The 24,932-nt window shown below is 69.9% G+C and carries 23 protein-coding genes; 14 read left to right on the forward strand and 9 right to left on the reverse strand.

The annotated features are described in order from the left end of the window. Positions 1-18 precede the first annotated feature (18 nt). The 5 genes from PG878_RS09340 (at position 19) to PG878_RS09360 (ending at position 8,945) form a co-directional block, all read left to right on the forward strand. On the forward strand, positions 19-5,136 hold the full coding sequence (locus PG878_RS09340) for an NAD-glutamate dehydrogenase (protein WP_209031298.1): 5,118 nt from the start codon (positions 19-21) through the stop codon (positions 5,134-5,136). A 273-nt stretch (positions 5,137-5,409) separates the two neighbouring features. Further along, positions 5,410-6,036 (forward strand): hypothetical protein, encoded by a 627-nt coding sequence (locus PG878_RS09345; protein ID WP_209031460.1) that lies wholly within the window; start codon positions 5,410-5,412, stop codon positions 6,034-6,036. A gap of 234 nt (positions 6,037-6,270) precedes the next feature. Further along, the gene (locus tag PG878_RS09350; RefSeq protein WP_209031461.1) at positions 6,271-7,041 is read left to right on the forward strand and encodes an NAD kinase; all 771 of its coding nucleotides are present in this window, start codon (positions 6,271-6,273) and stop codon (positions 7,039-7,041) included. Positions 7,042-7,173: 132 nt separating this feature from the next. Beyond that, entirely contained in the window at positions 7,174-8,139 is a 966-nt protein-coding gene (locus PG878_RS09355) for a 5'-nucleotidase (protein ID WP_153750457.1), read from the forward strand. Beyond that, the gene (locus PG878_RS09360) at positions 8,136-8,945 is read left to right on the forward strand and encodes a fused MFS/spermidine synthase (RefSeq protein WP_209031299.1); all 810 of its coding nucleotides are present in this window, start codon (positions 8,136-8,138) and stop codon (positions 8,943-8,945) included. Before PG878_RS09355 ends, PG878_RS09360 begins: the two co-directional genes overlap by 4 nt. Positions 8,946-8,958: 13 nt before the next feature. On the opposite strand, the gene PG878_RS09365 is transcribed toward PG878_RS09360, so the two are convergent. Continuing rightward, complete coding sequence (locus PG878_RS09365; RefSeq protein WP_209031300.1) at positions 8,959-9,300, reverse strand: hypothetical protein; 342 nt, start codon at positions 9,298-9,300, stop codon at positions 8,959-8,961. A gap of 2 nt (positions 9,301-9,302) precedes the next feature. Between PG878_RS09365 and PG878_RS09370 the strand changes: the two genes are divergently transcribed. Beyond that, entirely contained in the window at positions 9,303-10,331 is a 1,029-nt protein-coding gene (locus PG878_RS09370) for a hypothetical protein (RefSeq protein WP_209031301.1), read from the forward strand. A gap of 352 nt (positions 10,332-10,683) precedes the next feature. On the opposite strand, the gene PG878_RS09375 is transcribed toward PG878_RS09370, so the two are convergent. The 8 genes from PG878_RS09375 to can all read right to left on the reverse strand — a co-directional run bounded on the left by PG878_RS09375 (position 10,684) and on the right by can (position 19,812). Continuing rightward, positions 10,684-11,220 carry a DUF2939 domain-containing protein gene (locus tag PG878_RS09375; protein WP_209031302.1) on the reverse strand — a complete coding sequence of 179 codons (537 nt, stop codon included), beginning with the start codon at positions 11,218-11,220 and terminating at the stop codon, positions 10,684-10,686. Positions 11,221-11,332: 112 nt separating this feature from the next. After that, complete coding sequence (locus tag PG878_RS09380) at positions 11,333-12,019, reverse strand: DUF2461 domain-containing protein (RefSeq protein ID WP_160960284.1); 687 nt, start codon at positions 12,017-12,019, stop codon at positions 11,333-11,335. Then, on the reverse strand, positions 12,016-13,455 hold the full coding sequence (sbcB, locus tag PG878_RS09385; RefSeq protein ID WP_209031303.1) for an exodeoxyribonuclease I: 1,440 nt from the start codon (positions 13,453-13,455) through the stop codon (positions 12,016-12,018). Before sbcB ends, PG878_RS09380 begins: the two co-directional genes overlap by 4 nt. A 150-nt stretch (positions 13,456-13,605) precedes the next feature. After that, positions 13,606-14,970: an FAD-dependent oxidoreductase gene (locus PG878_RS09390; RefSeq protein ID WP_209031304.1), complete on the reverse strand. Its 1,365-nt coding sequence runs from the start codon at positions 14,968-14,970 to the stop codon at positions 13,606-13,608. A 46-nt stretch (positions 14,971-15,016) separates the two neighbouring features. After that, positions 15,017-16,288 carry a kynureninase gene (gene kynU / locus PG878_RS09395; RefSeq protein ID WP_209031305.1) on the reverse strand — a complete coding sequence of 424 codons (1,272 nt, stop codon included), beginning with the start codon at positions 16,286-16,288 and terminating at the stop codon, positions 15,017-15,019. A gap of 125 nt (positions 16,289-16,413) precedes the next feature. Beyond that, entirely contained in the window at positions 16,414-18,558 is a 2,145-nt protein-coding gene (locus PG878_RS09400; RefSeq protein WP_209031306.1) for an FUSC family protein, read from the reverse strand. A 31-nt stretch (positions 18,559-18,589) separates the two neighbouring features. Continuing rightward, positions 18,590-19,111 (reverse strand): 3-hydroxyanthranilate 3,4-dioxygenase, encoded by a 522-nt coding sequence (locus tag PG878_RS09405; protein WP_209031307.1) that lies wholly within the window; start codon positions 19,109-19,111, stop codon positions 18,590-18,592. Between the two features lie 38 nt (positions 19,112-19,149). Next, the gene (can, locus tag PG878_RS09410; protein ID WP_010342513.1) at positions 19,150-19,812 is read right to left on the reverse strand and encodes a carbonate dehydratase; all 663 of its coding nucleotides are present in this window, start codon (positions 19,810-19,812) and stop codon (positions 19,150-19,152) included. 193 nt (positions 19,813-20,005) lie between these two features. On the opposite strand from can, the gene PG878_RS09415 reads away from it, so the two are divergent. The 8 genes from PG878_RS09415 to PG878_RS09450 all read left to right on the forward strand — a co-directional run bounded on the left by PG878_RS09415 (position 20,006) and on the right by PG878_RS09450 (position 24,724). Continuing rightward, complete coding sequence (locus tag PG878_RS09415) at positions 20,006-20,545, forward strand: glycoside hydrolase family 108 protein (protein ID WP_209031308.1); 540 nt, start codon at positions 20,006-20,008, stop codon at positions 20,543-20,545. 85 nt (positions 20,546-20,630) lie between these two features. Then, positions 20,631-21,209: a DUF2589 domain-containing protein gene (locus PG878_RS09420; RefSeq protein WP_209031309.1), complete on the forward strand. Its 579-nt coding sequence runs from the start codon at positions 20,631-20,633 to the stop codon at positions 21,207-21,209. A 12-nt stretch (positions 21,210-21,221) separates the two neighbouring features. Continuing rightward, positions 21,222-21,848 carry a DUF2589 domain-containing protein gene (locus PG878_RS09425; protein WP_209031310.1) on the forward strand — a complete coding sequence of 209 codons (627 nt, stop codon included), beginning with the start codon at positions 21,222-21,224 and terminating at the stop codon, positions 21,846-21,848. A 46-nt stretch (positions 21,849-21,894) separates the two neighbouring features. After that, positions 21,895-22,155, forward strand: a complete 261-nt coding sequence (locus tag PG878_RS09430; protein ID WP_019800580.1) for a hypothetical protein — start codon at positions 21,895-21,897, stop codon at positions 22,153-22,155. Beyond that, a complete protein-coding gene (locus tag PG878_RS09435; protein ID WP_209031311.1) occupies positions 22,155-22,613 on the forward strand; it encodes a hypothetical protein in 459 nt (152 codons plus the stop codon). The genes PG878_RS09430 and PG878_RS09435 overlap by 1 nt, the downstream gene beginning before the upstream one ends. Further along, complete coding sequence (locus PG878_RS09440) at positions 22,606-22,794, forward strand: hypothetical protein (protein ID WP_209031312.1); 189 nt, start codon at positions 22,606-22,608, stop codon at positions 22,792-22,794. The genes PG878_RS09435 and PG878_RS09440 overlap by 8 nt, the downstream gene beginning before the upstream one ends. A gap of 43 nt (positions 22,795-22,837) precedes the next feature. After that, on the forward strand, positions 22,838-23,635 hold the full coding sequence (locus PG878_RS09445) for a hypothetical protein (protein ID WP_209031313.1): 798 nt from the start codon (positions 22,838-22,840) through the stop codon (positions 23,633-23,635). A gap of 171 nt (positions 23,636-23,806) precedes the next feature. Then, positions 23,807-24,724 (forward strand): hypothetical protein, encoded by a 918-nt coding sequence (locus tag PG878_RS09450; protein WP_425611780.1) that lies wholly within the window; start codon positions 23,807-23,809, stop codon positions 24,722-24,724. Positions 24,725-24,932 lie beyond the last annotated feature (208 nt).

A 24,932-nucleotide genomic window follows, 5' to 3' on the forward strand; every position in this document is an offset into this window, starting at 1 on the left:
TCGCTGCTGCTCTCCGTCATGAAACCCAAACACGCCGCTTCCCGTTCCAAATCCTCGGCCGCCACCCGCACCTCCGCGACCCCGTCCGCCACCAAGCCGACCAAGGCGCCTGCCAAGAGCAAGGCGGCCGCCAAGCCTGCAGCCAAGGCCGCCGCCCCGCGCAAGGCCGCGGCGCCGGCCAAGCCGGCCGCCACCGTCCCGGCCACCGCCAAGGTGATCGACGCGGCGCCCGTCGCCAGCGGTTTCAGCCTGACTCCGGTGTTCGCGGCGCTGCGCAAGCGCTATCCGGCCGCGCGCCAGGACGAGGCGCAGACCTTCGCCGAGGAGTTCTACAAACGTATGGAGGAGGACGAGTTCCCCCACCATACCGCGCAGGAGTGGGCGGCGCTGGCCGCGTCGATGCTGGAATTCGCGCGCAAGCGCAAGCCGGGCACGGTCAACGTGCGGGTGTTCAATCCGACCCTGAAGGACGACGGCTGGGAGTCGTCGCACACGGTGCTGCAGATCGTCAACGACGACATGCCGTTCCTGGTCGATTCGGTGAGCATGGCGCTGGCGGAGCTGGGCATCGGCGTGCACGTGCTCGGCCACCCGGTGCTGCGCATGCAGCGCGACAAGGGCGGCACGCTGGAAAGCGTGGGCGAGGGCAAGCCGGAATCGCTGATGGCGCTGGAGATCGACCGCCAGCCGCCGGAAGACATGGCGCAGGTGGAAGCGGCGATCCGGCGCATCCTCGGCGAGGTGCGCAACATCGTGCGCGACTGGAGCAGCATGCGCGAGAAGATGCTGGCGCTGGCCGACGACCTGACCACGCGGCGCCTGCCGGTGGACGACAAGGGCCGGCGCGAGGCGCAGGAATTCCTGCGCTGGGCCGCGGCCGACCACTTCACCTTCTTCGGCTACCGCGAGTACCGCGTGGAGAAGCAGGGCGGCGAAGACGTGCTGGCGCCGCTGGAGGACAGCGGCCTGGGCCTGCTGCGCGGCCAGGACAAGTCGCCGGCGCGGCCGGTGCGCACGCTGGCCGCGCACGGCCTCAGCGAGTCCGGCACCAAGGAAGCGCTGATCCTGACCAAGACCAATGCGCGCTCGCGGGTGCACCGCAGCGGCTACATGGACTACATCGGCGTGCTGGAATTCGACGCCAAGGGCCGCATCGTCGCCGAGCAGCGCTTCCTCGGCCTGTTCACCTCCAGCGCCTACAACCGCCGCCCGTGGGAGATTCCGCTGGTGCGCGAGCGCTTCGACTCGGTGATGCGCAAGTCCGAGCTGACCCCGAGCAGCCACAGCGGCAAGGCGCTGCGCCACATCCTGGAGACGCTGCCGCGCGAAGAGCTGTTCCAGTCCAACGAGGAAGAACTGTACCGCACCGCGATGGGCATCCTCGGCCTGCAGGAGCGGGTGCGCAGCCGCCTGTTCCTGCGCCGCGACAAGTACGGCCGCTTCATTTCCGCGCTGGTGTACATCCCGCGCGAGCGCTTCAACACCGACGTGCGCCTGCGCATCGAGGCGTTGCTGAAGGACGCGCTGCACGGCGAGTACATCGATTCCAACGTGGTGCTGGGCGAATCGCCGCTGGCGCAGTTGCACATGATCGTGCGGCCCAAGCCCGGCGAGGCGCTGGAGTTCGACACCACCGAACTGGAATCGCGCCTGGCGCACCTGCTGCGCAACTGGCACGACGACCTGCGCGAGGCGCTGGTGGCCAGCCGTGGCGAACGCGATGGCCTGCGCCTGGCCGCCGGCTACGGCCGCGCGCTGCCGGCCGGCTACATCGAGGAGTCGACCGCGCAGATCGCCGCGCGCGACGTCGAGCGCCTGGCCGCGCTGCGCGGCCCGGAAGACCTGCACCTGAGCCTGCAGGCGCTGCGCCGCGACGGCGCCGACAGCCTGCGCCTGAAGCTGTACCGCCAGCACGACGACCTGCCGCTGTCGGACGTGCTGCCGATGATGGAGAACCTGGGCCTGCGGGTGATCTCCGAACGCCCGTACCGGCTGGTGGTCGACGGCACGCCGCTGTCGATCCAGGACTTCGAGGTCGAGCCGCTGGCCGGCAGCATCGACGTGGAAGCCGCCGACGCGCCGCTGTGCGAGGCCTTCGTGCGGATCTGGCGCGGCGACGCCGAGAACGACGGCTTCAACCGCCTGATCGTCGGCGCCAGCCTGAGCTGGCGCCAGGTTGCGGTGCTGCGCGGTTACTGCAAGTACCTGCTGCAGACCGGCGTGCCGTTCTCGCAGGCCTACGTGGAAGAAACCTGCAACCGCTATCCGCTGCTGGCGCGACTGCTGGTGGAGCTGTTCGAGGCGCGCTTCGATCCGGCCACCGGCAGCGAGAGCAAGGCGCAGATCGCCGAGGGCCAGGCCGCGCTGTCGGCGCAACTGCGCCTGCTGGCCAACGGCGACGAGGCTGCGCTGAAGGCATTGCAGCCGGTGATCGATGCGCGCAGCGGCAATCGCGAGGCGCAGCTGGAGGCGGTGTCGGCCGCGCTGCTGAAGCTGTTCGACCAGGTCGCCAGCCTCGATGAGGACCGCATCCTGCGCAGCTTCAAGGGCGTGATCGAGGCGACCCTGCGCACCAGCCACTATCAGCGCACGGCCGACGGCGGGCTGGGCCACTGCATCAGCTTCAAGCTGGATTCGGCCAAGGTGCCGGACCTGCCCAAGCCGCGTCCTTACCGCGAGATCTTCGTGTACGGCCCGCGCGTGGAGGGCGTGCACCTGCGCTTCGGCGCAGTGGCGCGCGGCGGCCTGCGCTGGTCCGACCGGCGCGAGGATTTCCGCACCGAGGTGCTGGGCCTGGTCAAGGCGCAGATGGTCAAGAACACGGTGATCGTGCCGGTCGGCGCCAAGGGCGGCTTCTTCTGCAAGCGCCCGCCGGTCGGCGGCGATCGCGACGCGGTGCTGGCCGAGGGCATCGCCTGCTACAAGCTGTTCATCCAGGGCCTGCTGGACATCACCGACAACATCGTCGGCGGCAAGATCGTGCCGCCGCCGCAGGTAGTGCGCCACGACCAGGACGATCCGTACCTGGTGGTCGCCGCCGACAAGGGCACGGCCACCTTCTCCGACATCGCCAACGGCTTGGCGCTGGACCACGGCTTCTGGCTGGGCGACGCGTTCGCCTCCGGCGGCTCGGTCGGCTACGACCACAAGGGCATGGGCATCACCGCGCGCGGCGCCTGGGAGTCGGTCAAGCGCCACTTCCGCGCGCTGGGCCGCGATTGCCAGAACGAGGACTTCACCTGCGTGGGCATCGGCGACATGTCCGGCGACGTGTTCGGCAACGGCATGCTGCTGTCGCGCCACATCCGCCTGCTGGCCGCGTTCGACCACCGCCACATCTTCCTCGACCCGAACCCGGATGCCGCGGCGTCCTTCGCCGAGCGCGAGCGCCTGTTCAAGCTGCCGCGCTCCAGCTGGGCCGACTACGACGCCAGGCTGATCAGCGCCGGCGGCGGCATCTACCCACGCACGCTCAAGTCGATCGAGATCAGCGCGCCGGTGCGCGAGGCGCTGGGCCTGGAGCCGGGCGTCAAGCAGCTTTCGCCGAACGACCTGATGAACGCCATCCTCAAGGCGCCGGTGGACCTGTTCTGGAACGGCGGCATCGGCACCTACGTCAAGGCCGCCAGCGAAACCCACGGCGACGTCGGCGACCGCGCCAACAACGGTCTGCGCGTCAACGGCGGCGAGCTGCGCTGCAAGGTCGTGGGCGAGGGCGGCAACCTCGGCCTCACCCAGCTCGGCCGCATCGAGGCCGCGCAGGTCGGCGTGCTGCTCAACACCGACTTCATCGACAACTCGGCCGGCGTGGACACCTCCGACCACGAGGTCAACATCAAGATCCTGCTCAACGACGTGGTGCAGGCCAAGAAGCTGACCCTGGAGGCGCGCAACAAGCTGCTGGCATCGATGACCGACGAGGTCGCCGAGCTGGTGCTGTGGGACAACATCCGCCAGAACCAGGCGCTGAGCCTGATGGAGCGGATGAGCGTCACCCGCCTGGGCTCCAAGCAGCACTTCATCCGCACCCTGGAGGCGCAGGGCCTGCTCGACCGGCAGATCGAATACCTGCCCTCGGACGCGGAGATCTCCGCGCGCAAGGCGCGCGGCCAGGGCCTGACCCGGCCGGAACTGGCGGTGCTGCTGTCCTATTCCAAGCTGGTGGCGTTCCAGCAACTGCTGGAATCGGACATCCCCGAGGACCCGTACCTGTCCAAGGAACTGCAGCGCTACTTCCCGCAGCCGCTGCAGAAGAAGTACGCCGACGCGATGGAGCGGCACCGCCTCAAGCGCGAGATCATCGCCACCGCGGTGACCAACACCACCATCAACCGCATGGGCGCCACCTTCCTGATGCGCATGCAGGAAGACACCGGCCGCAGCATCGCCGAGGTCGCCAAGGCCTACACCATCAGCCGCGAGACGCTGGATGCGCGCGCGCTGTGGACGCAGATCGACGCGCTGGACGGGAAGGTGCCCGAGTCGGTGCAGATCGACGCGCTGGAGGTGATCTGGACGCTGCAGCGCGCCTTCGTGCGCTGGCTGCTGTTCCGCCCGGGCCCGATGCCGGGCATCACCGCGGCGGTGGAGCGCTACTACGAGCCGTTCAACGACATCCGCGTCGCCTCCGGCGTGCTGCCCGATTCGCAGCGTCCGCGCTACGAGGCCCTGGTGCAGGAATGGCAGGACAAGGGCCTGCCGCCGGCGCTGGCGCAGCAGTTGTCGGAACTGCGCTTCCTGGAGCCGGCGTTCGACATCATCGAGATGGCGCGCACCCGCAAGCTCAAGCCGGTGGAGGTGTCGAAGGTGCACTTCCGCCTCGGCGAGGCGCTGCAGTTGCCGTGGCTGTTCGAGCAGATCGACGCGCTGGAGGTCAACGGCCGCTGGCATGCGGTGGCCCGCGGCGTGCTGCGCGACGAACTGGCCAAGCACCACAGCGCGCTGGCCGGCCAGGCGCTGAGCCTGCCGGGCGGCACCGCCGAGGCCAAGGTGCAGCACTGGTTGCAGCGCGACGACAGCAGCCTGCGCTTCACCCTGGGCATGCTGCAGGAACTGGCCGCGCAGAAGACCCTGGACTACCCGACGGTGTCGGTGGCGGTGCAGCGCCTGGGCCAGTTGGCGGCGCACGGCGTCTGACAGATCGCGCCGATGGCCAGGCCCGCGCGTGCGGGCCTGGCCAACAGCGGTACCGCGTCATCGCGTGGTACCGCCTGGCGGATCGCCTGCGCCTGCGGCGATGCGCCCTTGGCGGGCACGCTGCTGTCCGCGCCCATTGCTGGATCGACAACGACCGCGCTACTGCCATCGAACGCGTTGCGCAGAGCAGGGCGATTCCTCCGCACACCGAGCCGATCCCATCCACGCCATGCGGCGCGCATGCGCCTGCAGCGCGTTCTTCCGAGACGCATCATGTGGTACCTGGCCATCCCCGCGGTGATTCTGTTGTTGATCGTGATCCAGGCACGGCAGCCCCCGCTGGAGGTGCGGCTGGAACAGGCACGGCAACAGGCGCGGCAGGGCGACCTGAGACGCTTGCGCGCACTGTCCAGGGCATCCGTTGGCGATGCCGCCTATGCGCTGTTTCTGCACCTGGACGCCGAGGGCGAGCAGGTCGCGGCGCTGGCCGCACTGAAGCGTGCGGTCTATGCCCGCACCTGGCTGGACATCTGCGGCTGCAGCGTGGCCATGCGCGAGTACGGTCGCCGTCGTTTTCTGGGCGTGGGCGCCACGCCGGACCACGCCGCGCTGCTGGCCGAATGGAGCCGTCCCGGCTGGTGCTCGGGTGCCGGCTGGGAGCCCGAACTGTCCTGGATCCAGGCCTGCGGCCCGGACGCCTGCCGGGACCTGGCGCGCGCGTGGTATTGGCTGTGCCTGGCCGATGCGCGCAAGCAGGAGGGCATGGGCGAGATCCGGTCCGTGGAGCTGGCGCAGCAGGTGCGGAAGCATCTGAGCCCGCTGGTGCCGGCATCGGTGCGCCAGGCGATGCAGGCGCAGGCCGCGCACACCGCGCGCGACGATTATCTGTCCGGCAGATAGGCTGGACCGCGCGACGAGGCCCGGTCGCAGGCCGGACGGCAATCGCCGGGACTGCGGAAGCGTTCTGGCGCTGGGGCCGATCGCAAGCGCAGCGCAGGCGCATGCCCCCTGCGCGACGAGCGCAGACAGCGCCATCGCCGCGACCTCAATCCTCCCTGCAAATGTGTCGCCGGTTCGCCGCCGCGCGCCAGTCATGGCGCCCCGGGTATGATCGGGGCCATGAATGCTTCCGTCCTGCCGTCCTCGCCCCGCATCTGTTTCCTCGCCAGCGTCGCGCCGGAGGCGCAGCACGCGCGCGAACACTTGGTGACACGCTACGGCGACTGCGAGCCGGCCGACGCCGACGTGCTGTGCGCGCTCGGCGGCGACGGCTTCATGCTGCAGACCCTGCATCGCCACGGCAGCCTGGGCAAGCCGGTGTTCGGCATGAAGCTGGGCACGGTCGGTTTCCTGATGAACCAGTTCCGCGACGACGACCTGGTCGCGCGCCTGGCCCTGGCCGAACCGGCCAAGCTGCGGCCGTTGGAAATGCTCGCGCAGACCGAATCCGGCGCCACCACCGGTTCGCTGGCCTACAACGAGGTCTCGCTGCTGCGGCAGACCCGCCAGGCTGCGCACGTCAGCATCGACCTCAACGGCCAGACCCGCGTCGACGAACTGATCTGCGACGGCGTGCTGGTGTCCACCCCGGCCGGCAGCACCGCCTACAATTCCTCCGCGCACGGACCGATCCTGCCGCTGGGCTCGCACACCCTGGCGCTGACCCCGATCGCCCCGTACCGGCCGCGGCGCTGGCGCGGCGCGATCCTCAAGGCCGACATCGAAGTGCGCTTCCGCGTGCTGGACCCGTACAAGCGCCCGGTCAGCGTCACCGCCGACTCGCACGAGACCCGCGACGTGGTCGAAGTCACCATCCGCGAATCCCGCGACCGCCTGGTCACTTTGCTGTTCGACCCGGAACACAATCTGGAGGAGCGGATCTTGAGCGAGCAATTTATGGTTTAGGGCTGGGAGTGGGGAATCGGGAATGGGGAATCGCAAGAGCGGTTTCCTGACAATTCCCTTTCCCTGGATAAATTCCACGCCCGCAAACCGCTTTACCTATTCCCCATTCCCGATTCCCCACTCCCAGCCAAAATGTCCGACAACTCCCCCCGTCTGCTCACCGTCGCGGTCACCTCGCGCGCCCTGTTCGATCTGGAAGAGGGCCATGCCCTGTTCGAGCGGGACGGGGTGGAGGCGTACAGCGCATACCAGCGCGAGCGCGAGGACGATGTGCTGGCGCCCGGGGTGGCGTTTCCGGTGGTGCGCAAGTTGTTGGCGCTGAACCAGGGTACGCCGCCGGAGACGCCGCCGGTGGAGGTGATCCTGCTCTCGCGCAATTCCGCCGACACCGGGTTGCGCATCTTCAACTCGATCCAGCACTACGGCCTGGGCATCGTGCGTGCCACCTTCACCTCAGGTGAGGCGACCTGGCCCTACGTCAAGCCGTTCGGCACCGACCTGTTCCTCTCGGCCAACCCGGAGTCGGTGCGCCGTGCGCTCAGCCACGGCATCGCCGCGGCGACCATCCTGCCCAAGCCGCCGGGCGAGCACGCGCAGGAAGCGGCCGCGGCCGCCGGCGCGATCGATGCGGACCGTCTCTCCACCCAGTTGCGCATCGCCTTCGACGGCGATGCGGTGATCTTCGGCGACGAGGGCGAGCGCTTCTCGCGCGAGCAGGGCGTCGAAGCGTTCGGCCGCTACGAACGCGAGAACGCACGCGAGCCGCTGACCGGCGGGCCGTTCCGCAATTTCCTGTCGGCGCTGCATGCGCTGCAGTCCGCGTTCCCGGCTGGCGAGGCCTCGCCGATCCGCACCGCGCTGGTCACCGCGCGCTCGGCGCCGGCGCACGAGCGGGTAATCCGCACCCTGCGCGAATGGGGTGTGCGCCTGGACGAGGCGCTGTTCCTCGGCGGCCGCCACAAGGGCCCGTTCCTGCAGGCGTTCGGTGCGGACATCTTCTTCGACGATTCGCAGCACAACATCGACAGCGCCGCCCGCGAGCGCGTCGCCGCCGGACATGTGCCGCACGGGGTCGCCAACGACATCGCCAAGCCGTGAGCGCGGCACCCGGCGGCCGCTGGGCCGCGCTGCGCCGCCTGCTGCGGCAAGGAGCGGACGCGCCTGCCGACCTGCGTCCCGGACGCCCCTACGTGCGCCACGGCTGGCGCTACACCAGCCTGCAGTTCAAGGGCGAGGTGACCCAGAGCCGCATGTACACCTGGTGGCCGGACGTGCTGCAGGTGGGCTACACCCGCAGCATGCTCGGCGCGCTGCTGTTGCGCCCGGATCCGCGGCGGATCGGCATCGTCGGCCTCGGCGGCGGCTCGCAGGCCAAGTTCTGCTACCGGCACCTGCCGCAGGCGCGGATCGAGGCGATCGAGGCCGACGCCGACGTGCTGGCCCTGCGCAGCGCCTTTCGTATCCCGGACGACGACGCGCGCTTGGAGGCCGTGCACGGCGACGGCGCGCGGTTGCTGCGGCAACGCCGTGACCGCTACGACCTGCTGCTGCTCGACGCCTACGACGCCGACGGCATCCCGGCCGCGCTGCTCAGCCGCGGCTTCTACGAGGACTGCCACGCGGCCCTGGCGCCGGGCGGGGTGCTGGCGGTGAACTTGTACGACACCGACACCCGCCGCCACCTGGCGCATCTGCGCGCGCTGTTCGGCGGCCGCGTGCTGCGCCTGGACGAGCCGCAGATGGACAACCATGTGGTGTTCGCCTGGACCGGTGCGCTGCCTGCGCTGGATGCGCACGCAGCCTTGGCACGCCTGCCTTGGTCGGCGCGTTGGCAACTGCGCACGCCGTTTCGGCGCGTGCAGCAGGCGATGGCGGGCAGGACCGGACAGGACGCGCCGCGCTAAGTCGGTGCTGGCTCTATCGGGTCATCGGGTTACGCGTGCCAAAGATGCGTGGCGTGTCTGCGCGGCTCGGGCCGTTGCGGTCGCGACCCATCAGGCGCGTGGCCTGACGCGTCTCGGCGCTGGTTGGGGCGTGCACTGGCGCGACGCGCGTGATGGCGCAGTCGCTGTGGGGCAAGTGCGTCATTGCGAAGCGCGGGTCTGGTACGCGATGCCGCGCGCGTTCGTCCTTGCGCAGCGCCTGCATCGTTCGCGCACGGCGCCTGTCGTAAGTTGCATGCCAGCGCTGGCAAAACACGTTGCGCTCAGGTGCGATTTGCAAGAATTGCAGCTCGTTTTGATGGAAGAGTCCGCGCATCGATGCGTCCGCAACACGATTCAGCTGCGTCCCCGCCTGGGCACGCGAGCGCAGGTCCTGAAGCTGCCACGATTCTGTGGCGGACCACCGTACCCGGCGTCGCCGCCCATCGACTCTGGCTGGACGAGCGGGCCGGGCAGGTGCTGGTCGCGGATGGATGGGGCGTCAGCTTCGGCGCGCTGCGGGTGCGCGCGCTGTCCATGGCGACAGGCGACGAAGTGGCGTCGGTCGCCCTCGGCAACCAGGCGCGGGCCTTCGCCAGCGACGGCGAGGGCAGCGTGCTGGCGGCCACCGATACCAAGCTGTTCCGGCTCGAGGCCGGCACGCTGCGCGTCGCGGAAAAGTGGACGTCGCGCATTCCGCGCTACATCGACCGCCTGCTGCCGCTCGGTGGCCATGTGCATGCGGTCAATGCCCGCGCGGCACAGCTCAGCGCCATCGGCCTGGCGGATGGCAGCGTGCGGCGCAGGGCGCTGGCGGAGGAATTGCAGTTGCACGCGACGCCCGATGGAAAGATCCTGGCGGTGGCGGCCGAGGGCAGCGTCTGGCTCGCAGAGCCCGGCCTGCCCGGACCCCCCAAGCGCATCGCGCGGATGCCGCCGATCTGCCATTCGGCGATGGACGGGCAGGGCCGCCTGTGGCTCTCGCTCGGACACGGCCGCATCGTCGACGGCAACCGCGTGTCGTGGGCGGCGCCGACCGCGGCCGCCGGCTTCATGGACCCGCCGTACACGTCGGTGACGGAGATCGACCTTGGCACCGACTTCTGGAACATCGCGGTCACCCGCGATGGCCGCATGCTGACGGTGGCCGCCACCACGGCAACGACCGGCGAGCAAGCGCGACATGTTCAGACCGGTGTCGCGTCCTTCCGCACCGACGCGTGCGCACCACACCGCTGGGTGCAGGCGCCGCCGGCGTTCGAGATCGTGCTGATGTGCCCGGACGCGCGATGCGCATTCGCCACCAGCAACCTGTGGTGCAGCGCCGGCGATCCGGAAGTATCCGAGCTGATCTGCGTGCAGCTGTAGCGGCGCTCCCGTGTCGAGGCCAGGGCAGGCAACGCTGGAGGAACTGCCTGCGTGCGCCTGGCCGAACGGTTGATCAGCCCTGCAGACAACGAAGGGCAGGGGACGGCCCGATGTGCCTCCTGTGGGAGGGACTTCAGTCCCGACTGCATGCTGCCTGGGGGAACTCCGCGCTTCGCTCGTCGCGACTGAAGGGAGCCACGACAGGGTGCACCCGCAGGAGCAGCTTCAGCCGCGATGGCTTTCCAGGCAAGGCCTCGTCGCGGCTGAAGCCGCTCCTACGAGACAGCAAGATCCCGGCAAAACGCGGTGTTGCAGATGCTCTGAAAGGGAATCCTGACCCAGCCGCCACCGCCTACAGCGGCAGCAGGATGTTGCTGAGCTTCCAGCGCAGGCCCTCACGGGTGAACACGAACGGCACCGCGGTGCCGTCGGCGGTGTGCACGGTGGCGACGAAGCGCGTGGTCGATTCGAAGCGGTGTTCGGCCTGGCGCAACGGTTGAGGCGGGCGCGGCGCGGCATAGGTATCGCTGCCGATGGTGTCGCCGCTGGCGCGTTTCCACAGCGCGTCGCCCTGCATCAGGGCGCCGATGCCGGCCGGGGTGACCATCGCGTCCACGCTCATGCCGCCGAGGCCGCCGGCCAGCGACAGCAGTGCGCCGCCGAACAGGCTGGATTGCAGGTCGGGGCCGGCGCGCCGCACCAGCGCGTCGTCCACCTGGGCCTTGAGATTGACCCGCAGGGTGGGGAAGTCGACGTAGCGCTCCAGCGCCGCGGCATCGCGCTCGCGCAGCGCCTGGTCGATGCCGCGGATGGCCAGGTACGGCCCGGCGACGACGTAGCCGCCGAGGGCGAACAGGGCGAGGAACAGCAAGGCCAGCCATTTCTTCATCGTGTGCCTCGTTTGCGCGTGTGGGCCTTCTGTAGGAATGGCTTCAGCTGCGACGCGTGACCGGTGACGCCTGTCGCGGCTGAAGCCGCTCCTGCGGGGAAGCACTGCGGCTCTAGAATTCCAGGTCCAGCGCCGCGCACAGATAGTCCACGAACGGGCCCAGCGTCTGCAGGTCGGCGGCGATCTGCGTGCGCAGCCGCGGGCCGGTCATGGTCGCGTCGTCGAGCTGGCGCCAGAACACCCAGTTCTTGTGCTTGAGATCGTCGATGTAGTCGAAGTCGGCCGGGAAGCCGCGCGGCGGCCGCACCAGCATCTCGCTTTCTTCGAAGTCGAAGCGGCGGCGCAGCGCCGGCGCATGCGCGGCGGCCTTCCAGCTGCCGGGATTGTCGAAGATGAACTGGCGCACCTTGCGCTGCGTGTCCGGTTCCGGATGCCACAGCCCGGCGCCGACGAAGCTTTCGCCCGGCTGCAGGTGGATGTAGAACGACGGCGCCGGCACCTGCTTGCGCCGCTCGTGGAACAGGCGCGCACCCTGCCAGGTCTTGTAAGGCGATTTGTCGTGCGAGAAGCGCGCGTCGCGGTGGATGCGGAACAGCGAGCCGCCGACGCCGCGCGGGTCGGCGCGGAAGTGCTCGCTGACCTGGGCCAGGTCCGGCTGCAGATCGGTGATCAGGCGCAGGAACGGCTGGCGCACGTGTTCTTCGTACTTGTGCCGGTTGTCGTTGAACCAGGCCTTGTCGTTGTGCCGCGCAAGGGCACGCAGGAACTTGAAGCTGGCGTCGCTGAAATAGCTGGTCATAGGCTGCGTTGCAGGTCGTGGCCCCAGGCGGCCAACTGGTCGAGCAGGGCTTGCTTGGTAGCATCCTGCGGGTGAGCCAGGCGTAAAGCGGCCAGTTCCGCGTAGAACGCGTCGAAGTTCAGTTCGGACAGGCCGCTGTCCTGCTGCAGGCGCTGCCGCCGGTAGTCGTCCCAGCGCGCCTGCTCGGCGATGGACAGGCTCTGCGGCCAGTTGCGCGCGCGGTAGCGGAACAGCAGCTCCGGCAGGCGCGGATCGCGGAACTGGCCTTCCAGCGCGGCCAGTTGCGCCGGCGGGGTGGCGCGGACCTGGGCCATCGCGCGCTTGTCGCCATCGGCCAGGAAACCGTCGTACAGCGAAGCGTCGACATCGGCGGGCACCGTGGCGCGCTCGCTGGCGAACACCCGTCGTACTTTCTCAGCCAATGCCGGGCCGGCCTCGCGCAGGCGCGCGGCCTTGGCCAACAGCTGCGCCGGGTCCAGCCGCAGCCGGGCGAAATCCGCCTCGCGCAGGTGCGCCCAGGCGACCAGCGCCGGTGCCTTGTTCAGATGCACTTCCTTGAGCGGGATGCGCTGCTCGCCCTCGGGCAGGTCGGCCTGCGGGGTATACAGGCGGTCGGCGATCTGCTCCGGCGAATAGCGCAGCAGCGGCTCGATGTCGCCTTCCAGGTCGAACACCAGCACCCGGCTGTCGATGCGTGGGTGCCGCGCCAGCGGCAGCACCGGCGCCGCGCACAGGCGCGCGGCCGGATAGCGCATCGACACGTGCAGCACCGGCTGCATCGCCACCGCGTCGAGCAGGCTGCCGCAGAAGCGCTTGTCGCGCAGTTTCAACGCGTACTCCCATAGCCGCGGCTGGCTGCGGCGGAAATGCCGGGCCATGCCGATGGTGGCGTACACGTCCGACAGCGCCTCGTGCGCATCGCCGTCGCGCACGCCGTTGGCCAATGCCAGTTGCTCCAGCTTGAACGAGGTGGCGCCGTCCTCGCGCTGCGGCCAGACGATGCCCTCCGGGCGCAGCGCGTGCATCAGCCGCAGCATGTCCAGCAGGTCCCAGCGCGAGTTGCCGTTGCGCCACTCGCGTTCGTAGGGGTCGTAGAAATTGCGGAACAGGCCGTGGCGCACGAACTCGTCGTCGAAGCGCAGCGAGTTGTAGCCCAGCGTGCAGGTCTGCGGCCGCGCCATCTGCTCGGCGATGCGCGCGAACGCCTCGGCTTCGCTGACGCCCTCGCGCAAGGCCTGCTGCGGGGCGATGCCGGTGATCAGGGTGGCGACCGGCGAGGGCAGCAGGTCGTCGGCCGGCTTGACGAAGAAACTGATCGGCTCCTCGATCACGTTCAGCTCGGCATCGGTGCGCACCGCCGCGAACTGCGCGATGCGCGTGCGCCGCGGATCGGCGCCGAAGGTTTCCAGGTCGTAGAAGAGGAAGCTGTCGGGCATGAAGAGTCGAATGGTGTGAGGCAGGCGAGGCGCGGAGCGTGATAATCCCTGGGTAGGAGCGGCTTCAGCCGCGATGGGCGTTACCGGTAATGCTGTCGCGGCTGAAGCCGCTCCTACGACAATGCAGACACCGTGACAGGGTACGCCGGTTCAATGCGCCCCCTCCAGCGGTTCCAGCCGCGCATGCACAGCGCGTTCCAGCCACTGCCAGTCGATCCGCGACAGATCGCTGTGGCCCTGCGTGGCCTGGACCAGGATGTCGCGCTGCACCTCGCTGCGTTCCAGCGCCTGTGCGTACGGCGTGCGCAGGAAGGTGACCATGGTGTAGTGCGGCACGAAGCGGGTGGGATGCCGCGCCTGCAGCGCCTGGCCGAGTTCGCGCTGCAGCAGGAAGCCGGCATCGCCGACGCGGTCGCGCATTTCCACGTAGTTCTCCAGCGCCATCTGCTGGATCGCGCCGGCATTGGGTTTGCGCTCGGCCTCGAAGGCGGCATAGGCGCGGGCCAGGTCCGGTTCGCGCTGCAGGTGCGCGGCCAGCGCGGCGCAATCCTCGAACGCGCAGTTCATGCCTTGACCGTGGAACGGCACCATCGCGTGCGCGGCGTCGCCCAGCAGCACCGCGCGGCCGTCCAGGTGCCAGCGCTCCAGGCGCAGCGTGCCGAGCAGGCCCGGCGGATGCTGTTCCCAATGCTCGGCCAGTTGCGGCATCAGCGGCAGCGCATCGGCGAAATCGCGCGCGAACAGCGCCAGCGCTTCCTTGCCGCTGCGCACGGTGGCGAAGCTGGGCTCGCCCTTGTTGGGCAGGAACAGGGTGACGGTGAAGGTGCCTTCGTGATTGGGCAGGGCGATGCACATGTAGTGCCCGCGCGGCCAGATGTGCAGGGCGTTGGGCTCGATGCGGAAGCCGCCGTCGGCGCCGGGCGGGATCTCCAGTTCCTTGTAGGAATGATCGAGGAACTCGATGTGCTCGGCCATCGGCGCCTTGCGCTGCATCGCCGCGCGCAGCGCCGAGCCGGCGCCGTCGGCGCCGATCATGCTGTCGAAGCGGATGTCGTGCGGCTGGTCATCGCGGTCGTCGATGAAGCGCGCATAGCCGGCATCGAAATCCACCGTGTGCAGGCGCCGGTAGAAATGGATGCGCGCCCCGGCCTGCTCGGCAAGTTGCAGCAGGGTGATGTTGAGATCGTTGCGGTGTACCGACCAGATCACCTCGCTGTCGTCGCGGCCATAGCGCTGCAACTGCTGCTGGCCGTCGGCGAAATGCACCATGCGCCCGCGCATCATCACCGCCTTGGCCATCACCGCGGCATCGGCACCGGCCTGGCGCAGCACGTGCAGGCCGCGTTCGGCCAGGGCCAGGTTGATCGAGCGGCCGCGCTCGTAGTCGTGCACGCGCGGGTCGCCACGACGCTCGTAGACGGTGACCTGCCAGCCCTGGCGCGAGAGCAGGATGGCGAGCAGGGAGCCGGCCAGGCCGGCGCCGATCAGGGTGATGCTGCGGGGGGATGCGTTCAATGCGGTGTCCGGAAGGCGCGGCGGCTGGCCGCGCGAAGAAGGCGGCTCAGACGCCGGCCCAGGTTTCCACTTCCTCGACGAAGCGGTAGACGTCGCGGTAGCGGTTGTACAGCGGCACCGGGCTGATCCGGATCACGTCCGGCTCGCGCCAGTCGCCGAGCACGCCGACCGATTGCAGGTACTCGAACAGGGCGCGGCCGCGCTCGCGGCCGCCGGCCACGCGCAGCGACAGCTGGCAGCCGCGTTGCGCCGGGTCGGACGGGGTGATGATCTGCAGGGTGTCGGCCAGGCGGGCGCGGATCAGCGTCTCCAGGTAACCGGTGAGCTGCTGCGACTTCTGCCGCAGCGCGTCCGGTCCGGCGCGCTCGAACAGGTCCAGCGAGGCGCGCAGCGGCGCCATGCTCAGGATCGGCGGATTGCTCAGCTGCCAGCCGTCGGCACCGGGCGCGGCGACGAATTCGGGCGCCATGCGGAAACGGGTGCGCTTGTCGTGGCCCCACCAGCCGGCGAAGCGCGGGGTATCGCCGTGGCCGTGGCGCGCGTGGACGAAGGCGCCGGCGACCGCGCCGGGGCCGGCGTTGAGATACTTGTAGTGGCACCACACCGCGAAGTCCGGCGCGGCATCGTGCAGCTGCAGCGGCACGTTGCCGATGGCGTGGGCCAGGTCGAAGCCGACCGCGGCGCCGGCCGCGCGCGCCAGCCGCGCCACCGCGGCCAGGTCGAAGGCCTGGCCGGTGCGGTACTGCACGCCCGGCCACAGCACCAGCGCCAGGCGCGGGCCGTGCTCGGCGATGGCGCGCTCGATCGCCGCCAGCGACACGGTGCCGTCGGCGCCGTCGGGCTGCACTTCGATCAGGTCGGTGGCCGGGTCGAAGCCGTGGAAGCGGATCTGCGAGGCCACTGCATGCTGGTCGGAGGGGAACGCACCGGCTTCGATCAGGATCGCCGGGCGCTCGCGGGTGGGCCGGTAGAAGCTGACCATGAGCAGGTGCAGGTTCACCGTCAGCGTGTTCATCGCCACCACTTCGTGCGGATGCGCGCCGACCAGCCGCGCCAGCGGTGCGGCCAGCAGTTCGTGGTAGGTCATCCACTGCGTATCGCCGTTGAAATGGCCTTCCACCGCCAGCGACGACCACTTGTCCAGCACTTCCTGCACCGCGGCACGCGCGCCGCGCGGCTGCAGGCCCAGCGAGTTGCCGACGAAATAGGCCTGGTCGGCGCCCTGGTGCTGCGGGAACAGGAACTCCTGGCGCAAGGCGCGCAGCGGATCGGCGGCGTCGAGGGCGATGGCGTGCTGGCGGGACAGGATCTCGTTCATCGGCATTGGGTTCCGGGAAGCAGGGCGAGAGTCTAGAGCGTGCGGGACGACGTGAGGTGACTGCCGGGCGGCGTGGGCGGGCGCTGCGGCGCGGACCTTTCCGAACGCGCAGGCCGCGTCGCTGTTCAGCCGCTGCGGTGCGCGGTCGCCGGCGCCTGTTCCTTGGCGGCCGCCGCGGCCGGCAGCAGCGCACTGCGGACCAGGTGGGTGAGGGTGCCGATGCTGTCGGCGACGCGGTCGCTGGTGTCGCCCAGCGCGGACAGGGCGCCGCCGTCGCTGCCGTCCTGCGGCTGCGCGGCCAACGCCTCGGCCAGGCGCCGCTCGTCCGCGCGCAGGCTGGCCTGCGGCGGCGGCGTGCCGCTGCGCAGGCCGTCGGCCAGTTCGGTCAGCGCGGCATGCGCCTGCTGCCGGAAGTGCTGCAGTTCCGGCAGCGGCGGCGGTGGCGGTGCATCGCGCAGCACCGCCTCCAGCGCCAGCGAGGCGCGGATCAGCCGGTTGCCGTTGGCCAGCACCGATTCGGCCAGGGTCAGTTCGCGCAGGTTGCGCTTGCGCCGCGGCTCGCCGCGCAGGCGTTCGATCGAGGCCTGCGCGTTGGTGCGCGCGGTGCGCGAGGCCGCGCGGGTCTCCGGCAGCGCCTGCAGGCGGCCTTCGAGCACCGCGTCGAGATGGTCGCGATAGGCGAGCAGCAACTGCGCCAGGATCGCGCGGATGTGCTTGCGTTCCCAGGTCGGCCACAGCGCATAGGCCGTGAGCGCCAGCGCGCTGCCGAGCACGGTGGCCTGGATGCGCTCGCCGATCGCCTCGCCCGGGGCCATGCCCTCGAACGACAGCAACAGCACCAGCATGCCGGTCAGCGACGCCACGCCGAGCCCGTAGTTGACCTGGGTCAGCAGGCGGAACCCCAGGCAGAACACGGTCAGCAACAGCAGCCGCACCACCGCCCCGTCCATCACGAAATGGGCCAGCACGGTGGCCAGCAGCAAGCCGGCGAAGGTGCCGGCCACGCGCAGTGCGCCGAAGCTGAGGGTGCCGCCGAAATCCGGCTTGAGCACGATCGCCGTGGTCATCGGGATCCAGTAGCCGTGCGGGATCGCCTGCCAGCGCGTGAACAGCACCGCCAGCGCCAGGCACACCCCGCAGCGCAGCGCGTGGCGGAACGCCACCGAGGACAGGTTCAGGTTCGCCCGCAAGGTCTGCAGCGGCGCCAGCGGGCGCAGCGCCGCCGGCAACTGCGCTTCGGCCAGTTCGGCCTGGATCTCGCCGCGGCTGCTGGCCCAGCGGCCATTGCGCGCCAGCGCGCGCAACTGGCCGCCCAGGCCCTGCGCGCGCGCCACCGCGATGCGCAGCAGGCGTCGCTCGCGGGTGTCCTCGGCTTGCGCCTGCACCTGCGCCAGCGCGTCCACCAGATCGTCGAATCCGGTCATCGACGCAGTGGCCGCGTCGGGATCCTCGGCGCTGTCCAGTGCATGCGCGAGCTGGTCCAGCACCACCGCGCTGCGCTCGAGCACGCGTTCGATCGGCAACCGCGCCGGCGACGCCGGCTCCAGGCGGCCGTGCAGGTCGGCCAGGGTCAGCAGTTCCAGGCGCGCGCGTTCGCACAATTCGGCGATGATCCGGAACGCCTGCACCGCACGCCCACGCGAGCGGTGTTCGCCGTGCAGCATCACCATCGCCTCGAGCACCGCCTCGGTGGCCGGCGGCGCCGCGGTCGCGCTCGGCCGCTGGCGGGCGATGCCGGCCAGTTGCCGCATCAGGTCGGCCAGGGCGAAGCGCTCCGGGCGGTAGCGCTGCAGCGGCCAGGCGGCCAGCGCCATCAGCATCTGCAGCACGCCGCCGGCGAAGATCAGCGTCGCCACGCCCACGCTCTGCAGCGGCGGCAGGCGCACGTCGGCGCTGACCACCAGCAGGATCATGCTGGTCAGCCCGACCCGCGCCGCCACCGGACCCAGCGCCACCAGCAGGCCGCCGCCGAGGCCGAGCAGCAGCGCGCTCAGCGCCAGTGCCACGGTATGCGCGCCGATCAGCATGCCCAGCAGCGCGGCGACGCCGGCCGCCAGCGCCGCCATCAGCATGCGCTGCATCCGCGCCCGGTACGGGCCGGGCTGGTCGGAGAACATGGTGTTGAGCGCGCCGGTGGACACCGCCAGGCCCAGCTCGGCATGGCCGGCGGCCACGCCCAGCGCCAGCGGCGCGACCACCGCGGCGGTGTTGCGCAGGGCCACGCGCACCGGCACGTCGCGCGGCTTGAGCGCGATCAGGCTGCGCAGCATCGCCATCCCGGATGGCGCGGGCGCCGGGCGATCACGGCGCGGCGGCCGCCGGCAGCGGATGCACGTGGCCGCAGCGGGCGCAGGTGCGCAACGCGTCGGAGGCGTAGAAGCGCGCGAACACCGGGGGGAAGTCGGTCTCGATGTCCCGCAGCGGGAAGTAGGCTTCGTGCAGCAGGTGGTTGCAGCGCTCGCAGAACCACAGCAGGCCGTCCTGCTCGTGCGGCAGGCGTCGCCGCTCGATCACCAGGCCGACCGAGTCGGGCCCGCGCTGCGGCGAGTGCGGCACCTTCGGCGGCAGCAGGAAGGTCTCGCCGGCGCGGATCGGGATCTCGCGCACTGCGCCGTCTTCCTGGATCTTCAGCACCATCTCGCCTTCGAGTTGGTAGAACCACTCCGGGCCTTCGTCGTAGTGGTAGTCGCTGCGCGCGTTCGGCCCGCCGACCACCATGACGATGAAGTCGCCGGCATACAGGCACTTGTTGCCCACCGGCGGCTTGAGCAGGTGGCGGTGGGCGTCGATCCAGGCGTGCAGGTTGAGCGGGCCAGGGAGCATGCGGGTTCCTTGCGGAAAGGGGCGGAGCGGCGGACCGGTCAGCGGTCCTCGCGGTCCTGGCCGATCCGCGCCAGGGCGGCGTCGTAGCGCGGGACCAGGTCCTCGATGCGGTCCAGTTCCATGCCCAGGTCGTGCACGCGGCCGTCGCGCAGGCTGTAGACCCAACCGTGCACGGTCAGTTCCTGGCCGCGCGCCCAGGCGTCGAGCACGATCGAGGTGCGGCTGACGTTGACCACCTGTTCGAGCACGTTGAGCTCGCACAGGCGCGCATGCTGCACGTTGAGGTCGCCGGCCTGCTGCAGGCACTGCTCGTGCTTCTCGGCCACGTCGGTGACGTGGCGGATCCAGTTGTCGACCAGGCCCAGCCGCGCGCGGGTCAGGCCCGCGTGCACGCCGCCGCAGCCGTAGTGGCCCACGACCAGGATGTGCCGCACCTTCAGCACCTCGACCGCGAACTGGATCACCGACAGGCAGTTGAGGTCGGTGTGCACGACCACGTTGGCGATGTTGCGATGGACGAACACCTCGCCTGGTGCCATGTCGATGATCTGGTTCGCCGGCACCCGCGAATCGGAGCAGCCGATCCACAGGTATTCCGGCGTCTGCTGCTTGGACAGGCGGCTGAAGAAATCCGGGTCTTCGCGGCTGATGCGATCGGACCAGGCGCGATTGTTGCGCAGGAGTTCGGCGATTTTGCTCATTGCCGGCCATTATCCCAGAAGCCTGCGGCCGGCGCGCGTCCCGCGCCGGTGCGGCGCCCGCATGCCCGACCTGCGGATCCACGCGGCGCCTCAGTGCGCAGGCGCCGCCGGATCGGGCTTTTGCCGATCCCGCCGACGCAGGCCGCTGCGCAGACTTCCTCCACGCCCACACCGGGCATCAGCGGAGGATCCCATGGCCGACTTCAACGCGTTCTTTCCGACCCTGCTCAAGCACGAGGGCGGCTTCGTCAACGACCCGGTGGACCCGGGCGGCGCCACCAACAAGGGCATCACCCTGGCCACGTTCCGCCTGTACGCCAAGAGCCTGCTGCAACTGGAGCCGACCCTGGACAACCTGCGCGCGCTCACCGACGCGCAGGCCGGGGAGATCTACAAGACCTGCTACTGGAATGCGGTGCATGGCGACGAGATCGCGCTGCAGCCGCTGGCCAACATCCTGTTCGACTTCCAGGTCAACGCCGGCAACAACGCCATCAAGCTGCTGCAGCGCGTGCTCAACGCGCAGACGCCGACGCTGAAACTGCCGGAGGACGGCAAGTTCGGCCCGGCCACCCTGGCGGCGCTGAAGGCCGCCGACCAGCGCGATCTGTACGCCCGCTACAAGCAGGGCCGGCGCGACTACTACCAGCGCCTGGTCGCGGCCAAGCCGCCGCTGGGCAAGTTCCTCAAGGGCTGGCTGGCGCGCACCGACTCCTTTCCCGACCTCAGCTGACTCGAGCTGACCTGAGCGCGCGCGTGGCGCGCGCCGCCGATCCGCCGCCGTCGCCGACGGTGGCCTTCCTTTTCCCGGAGCGACCATGGCTGGACCGACCGCATTGAACGACCTGATCGAAGCGCTGGCCGGCGCGGTGATCGAGGCGCAGGACCGCATCGAGCAGCACCAGATGGCCAACCTCGGCGACTACTTCGACGAGTTCCACCGGCCCAAGAGCGTGATCATCCGCCTGCCGTCGCAGCATCCGCAGGCGGCCGAAGGCGACGAGGACTACTACCGCGCGCCGCTGCTGCCGCTGGTCTCGACCAACGTGCTGCGGATCAAGGACGTGGAGATCAGCTTCGATGCGCAGCTCGGCGACCTCGGCGGGCTGCAGTCCGCCGACGGCTTCTTCGCGCCGGAACCGCCCGGCTCGCAGGCGGCCTGGCAGGCCAAGCGCACCGCCACCCGTTCCAGCGTGCGCGTGGATACCAGCGCCAGCGCGCGGAGCCAGCGCCAGAGTGCCGTCCACGTCGTGTTGCGCGTGGAAGGCACCGAACCGACTGACGGAGCGGCCAGATTGCTCAACCATCTGGCGCAGACGCAGGGCGTGTTCAAGACGGTCATGGCCGACAAGCCGGACGTCGCGGGCACGGACGATGTAACCAATCCCACCAACTAAGGAGTCACTGCAATGGCTGACGAACTCGTCAACATGTCAAGTCAATTCAAGGGTCTGCCCATGGGCGACCTGATCGGCGGACCGCTCGATGCGGCCTGCGACGCGCAGGTCAAGCTGGCCCGCGCCACCGCCGATTTCATCCGCGTCATCGGCTTCCTGCCGCCGACCGATCCCAAGGATCCGCAGGGCACCGGCGCGACCCGCACCGCCAGCTTCCGCTTCAAGCGGCCGGTCGACGACCCGGACAAGGCCGGCGGCATCGCCGAGGAGGAGGTCGAGCTGGAAGTGCCGCTGCTGGCCATCGTCAACGTGCCCAGCCTGAGCATCCAGACCGTGGACGTCACCTTCGACATGGAAGTGAAGTCGTCCTTCTCCTCGAAGGAAAAGACCGATGCCTCGGCGTCGATGTCGGCGGACGTGGAATACGGCTTCGGCCTGTTCAAGGCCAAGGTGCACATCCAGGGCTCGGTGGCCACGAGCAAGGAGAACACGCGCAGCTCGGACAACTCGGCCAAGTACCACGTCTCGGTGCATGCCGCGGACAAGGGGCCGCCGGAAGGCCTGGCGCGGGTGCTGGACATCCTGCAGACCGCGGTCGCCCCGCGCAAGGTCGGCAAGCCGGTTGCGGTCACCCCGTAATCCGCTAGCGATCCGTTGAACCATCTCGTCGGGGGACTCGTCAACCATGTTCGACCTCACTGAAGTCAAGTTCGTCAAGCGGGTCGTGGTCGGTAGCGACAACCCGACGCAGATGCAAACGCCCGAGCAGATCGAAGCGGCGCGGGCCCTGCTCAACCGGTGTCTGAGCGATTCGCCCAAGGGCGCGATCATCGGCACCGAGAAGAATTTCGCCGTGCTGCAGATCGGCGAGCACCAGGTGGTGATGCAGTGGCTGTGCTACCACGTGGGCTTCCCGCGCAAGCCCGGCTGGCTGAAGGACGACTGATGGCCAGGCTGCGTTGCGACTTCGACCTGCTGCTGCAGGGACTGTCGGCGGCCCTGCTGGATGCGCAGCGGCGCTGCCGGGCGCGCCACGAGCGGGCACTGCGCGCGTGCTTCGGCGCCGCGCAGGCCGTGCAGGTGGTGACGGAGGAGGCCGAGCCGCCGGCGTTGCAGATTCCGTTGTGGGAACTGCGTGCGTGGCAACTGCCGCAGATCGGCGAACTGGCCCTGTCCTTCGATGTGGAACTGGAGGTGGTGGAGATGCCGGACGAGGCGCCGCGCCTGCTGCTGCAGGTGTCGCCGCGCCGGCCGCGCCGGCCCGGCCACCGCCTGCAGATCCTGTTCCGCGGCACCCATACCCCGGTCGGCGAGGTGCTGTTCGACGGACAGCAACTGAAGCTGTGGCACCTGGCCGGACCGGCCACCCCGCACGACCCTGACCAGGAGACGGCACATGCGTAGACACGGCTTCCTGCTGTCGCGGCACGACACTGACCTGTGGTGCCGAGAGCTGCACATCGACCTGCGCTCGCTCGCCCGCACCCAGCGCTTGCGCCGGCGTCGCCGCCGGGCGCTGTGGCTGCTTGCGGCGCTGTTGCTGGCGGCGGCCGTGGTGGCGCTGGTCTGGCTCGGCCTGCACTGACCGCACCGTTCGTTTCCCTTTCGTATTTCCACAGGAGAGTCGCATGCGTAACCGTTCGCGTGGTGTTGCACATTTTCCGCTTTGGCTGGCGCTGTGCCTGGCCTTGCCATCCGCTGCCGGCGCCGCGCCGCAGGCGGCCACTGCGGCCAAGCCGGACGCGGCGGCCGCCGCCGAGGCGCTGCCGGCTGGCCAGTGGAGCGGCACCCTGACGCTGGAGGCACAACCGCCTGGTGCGGAGAATCTGGTCGCGCTGCGCCTGATTCAGGGCAACGACACGCCGAGGCTCGCCTTCGGCTCGCCGCTGAACTGCAACGTGCTGGTCAAGCCGCAGCGGGCTGGCGGCTTCGTCCTGGACTCGATCAACGGCGGAGCCTACTGCGACAAGTTGATGGGCAAGCCGCTGCGCGTGCAGCGCAGTGGCGACGACCTGCGGCTGTTCGTCGACGGCAAGGCCCTGCTGGTGGTACTGCACACCGATCCTGGCCGGCCCAGTCCGCTGACCGGCACATGGCAGGGGCAGGACTCCGTCGGAAAGATCCTCGAAAAGCCGAGCCTGGATGTGACGGTCTCGTCCATCCCGCAGGCGCCAGGCAGTCCCACGGTGGAACTGCGCTACGGCACGCCCTGGAGCTGCAAGGTGCAGGCGCGCTACGTCGGCATGCGCGCGGATGCGGCGGTGTATTCGCTGGACATGAACGACACGGGGCAATGCGCGAATCTGAGCGACGGCCGACTGGTCCTGCGTGCAACGCCGGACGGGCGCGTCAGTCTCCAGATCGCGGGCAAGGCCGGGAAGGACCCGCAACGCGTGACGCTGCAGCGCGTGTCCGCCAGCCGGTAATCCGTGGCGCATGCGCGCCGGCCGTCGTTCCCGTCCAGGAGTGGAGCAATGAACGTCTGGATCAAGACGCTGGCCGGCGCGTTGCGGCGCCGGCTGGCCGCGGCCCACAGTGGCGTGCCGCGGCTGCCGCCGTCGGGCATCCTGCCGCAATTGCTCGCCGAGTGCGAAGCGATGGCCCGCTATGCGCTGGAGCACGGTTTGGCGGTGCCGCCGGAGCTGATCGCGCGCCTGGCGGTGCTGGTGAGCGTCGCTGCATCGGAGGGAGCGGCCGGCGACAGCGACATCGAGGTGCGCGCACACGAACTGGCGGTGACCCACCGCCGGCTGGCGCAACTGATCCGCCCGGCGACGCCGCAGGCGGTGTTCCTGCTCGATGCCGAGCGCCGCCGCCCGCACTGGGCGACCCTGCTCGGTCCGCTGCCGCTGGTGCGCGCGCTCACCGCCACCTCCCTGCTGTTCCTGTTCCTGGTGGTGGCGACGGCGTTGTCCAGCAAGGTCAGCGCGGACAACGTGCGCCTGGGATTCCTGGATTCGTCCGGCAGCGTGCTGCTGTGGAACGCGCTGTTCCTGCTGTTCTGCGCCGGCCTGGGCGCCTCGTTCTCCTCGCTGTTCCAGGTGCACCGCTACGTGGCCGACGCCAGCTACGACCCCAAGTACGACGCCTCCTACGGCGCACGCATGATCCTGGGCCTGATCGCCGGCCTGATCCTGGTCGAAGTGCTGCCGCCGGACCTGTTCGAGACCGGCAGCATGCGCAGCTTCGGCAAGCCGACCCTGGCGATGCTGGGCGGCTTTTCCGCCACCGCGGTGTACCGCTTGCTGCAACGCCTGGTCGATGCCATGGAAACGCTGGTGCGCGGCGACACCTCGGCGCAGGCGCAGGCCTCGCTCGAGGTGCAGCGCGCCAGCAACGATACCGAGCGCATGCGCTGGCAGGGCGAGCTGGCCGCGCAGCTGATGGCGTTGCAACAGTCGATCGAGGCGGGCACGCCGGCGGCGGCGATCCAGCAACGTCTCGCCGACTTCGCCCGCGCGATGCTGCAGGTGGAAGCCGCACGGCTGCCGCCGCCGTCCGCGTCGTCCGACTGAAGCGCGCCTCTCCCCGCGAACCGGACCCGCGCGCAGCAGCGGCGTGTGGCTGCGAACGGCGTGGCCGGAAGCCCCATCGCGGCGGATCCCGCAGAGCAGTACGCGCGCCGCGCCACAAGGCCCGTGTCGCTGGGCCACGTCGGGCGTTGGACGTGCCCGGATGGCCCTCGCGTGGCGTCCGCAGCGCACGCGTCTTCAGCATCGATCG

Source organism: Xanthomonas hawaiiensis, assembly GCF_031834635.1.
In the GTDB taxonomy this organism is placed as follows: domain Bacteria; phylum Pseudomonadota; class Gammaproteobacteria; order Xanthomonadales; family Xanthomonadaceae; genus Xanthomonas_A; species Xanthomonas_A sacchari.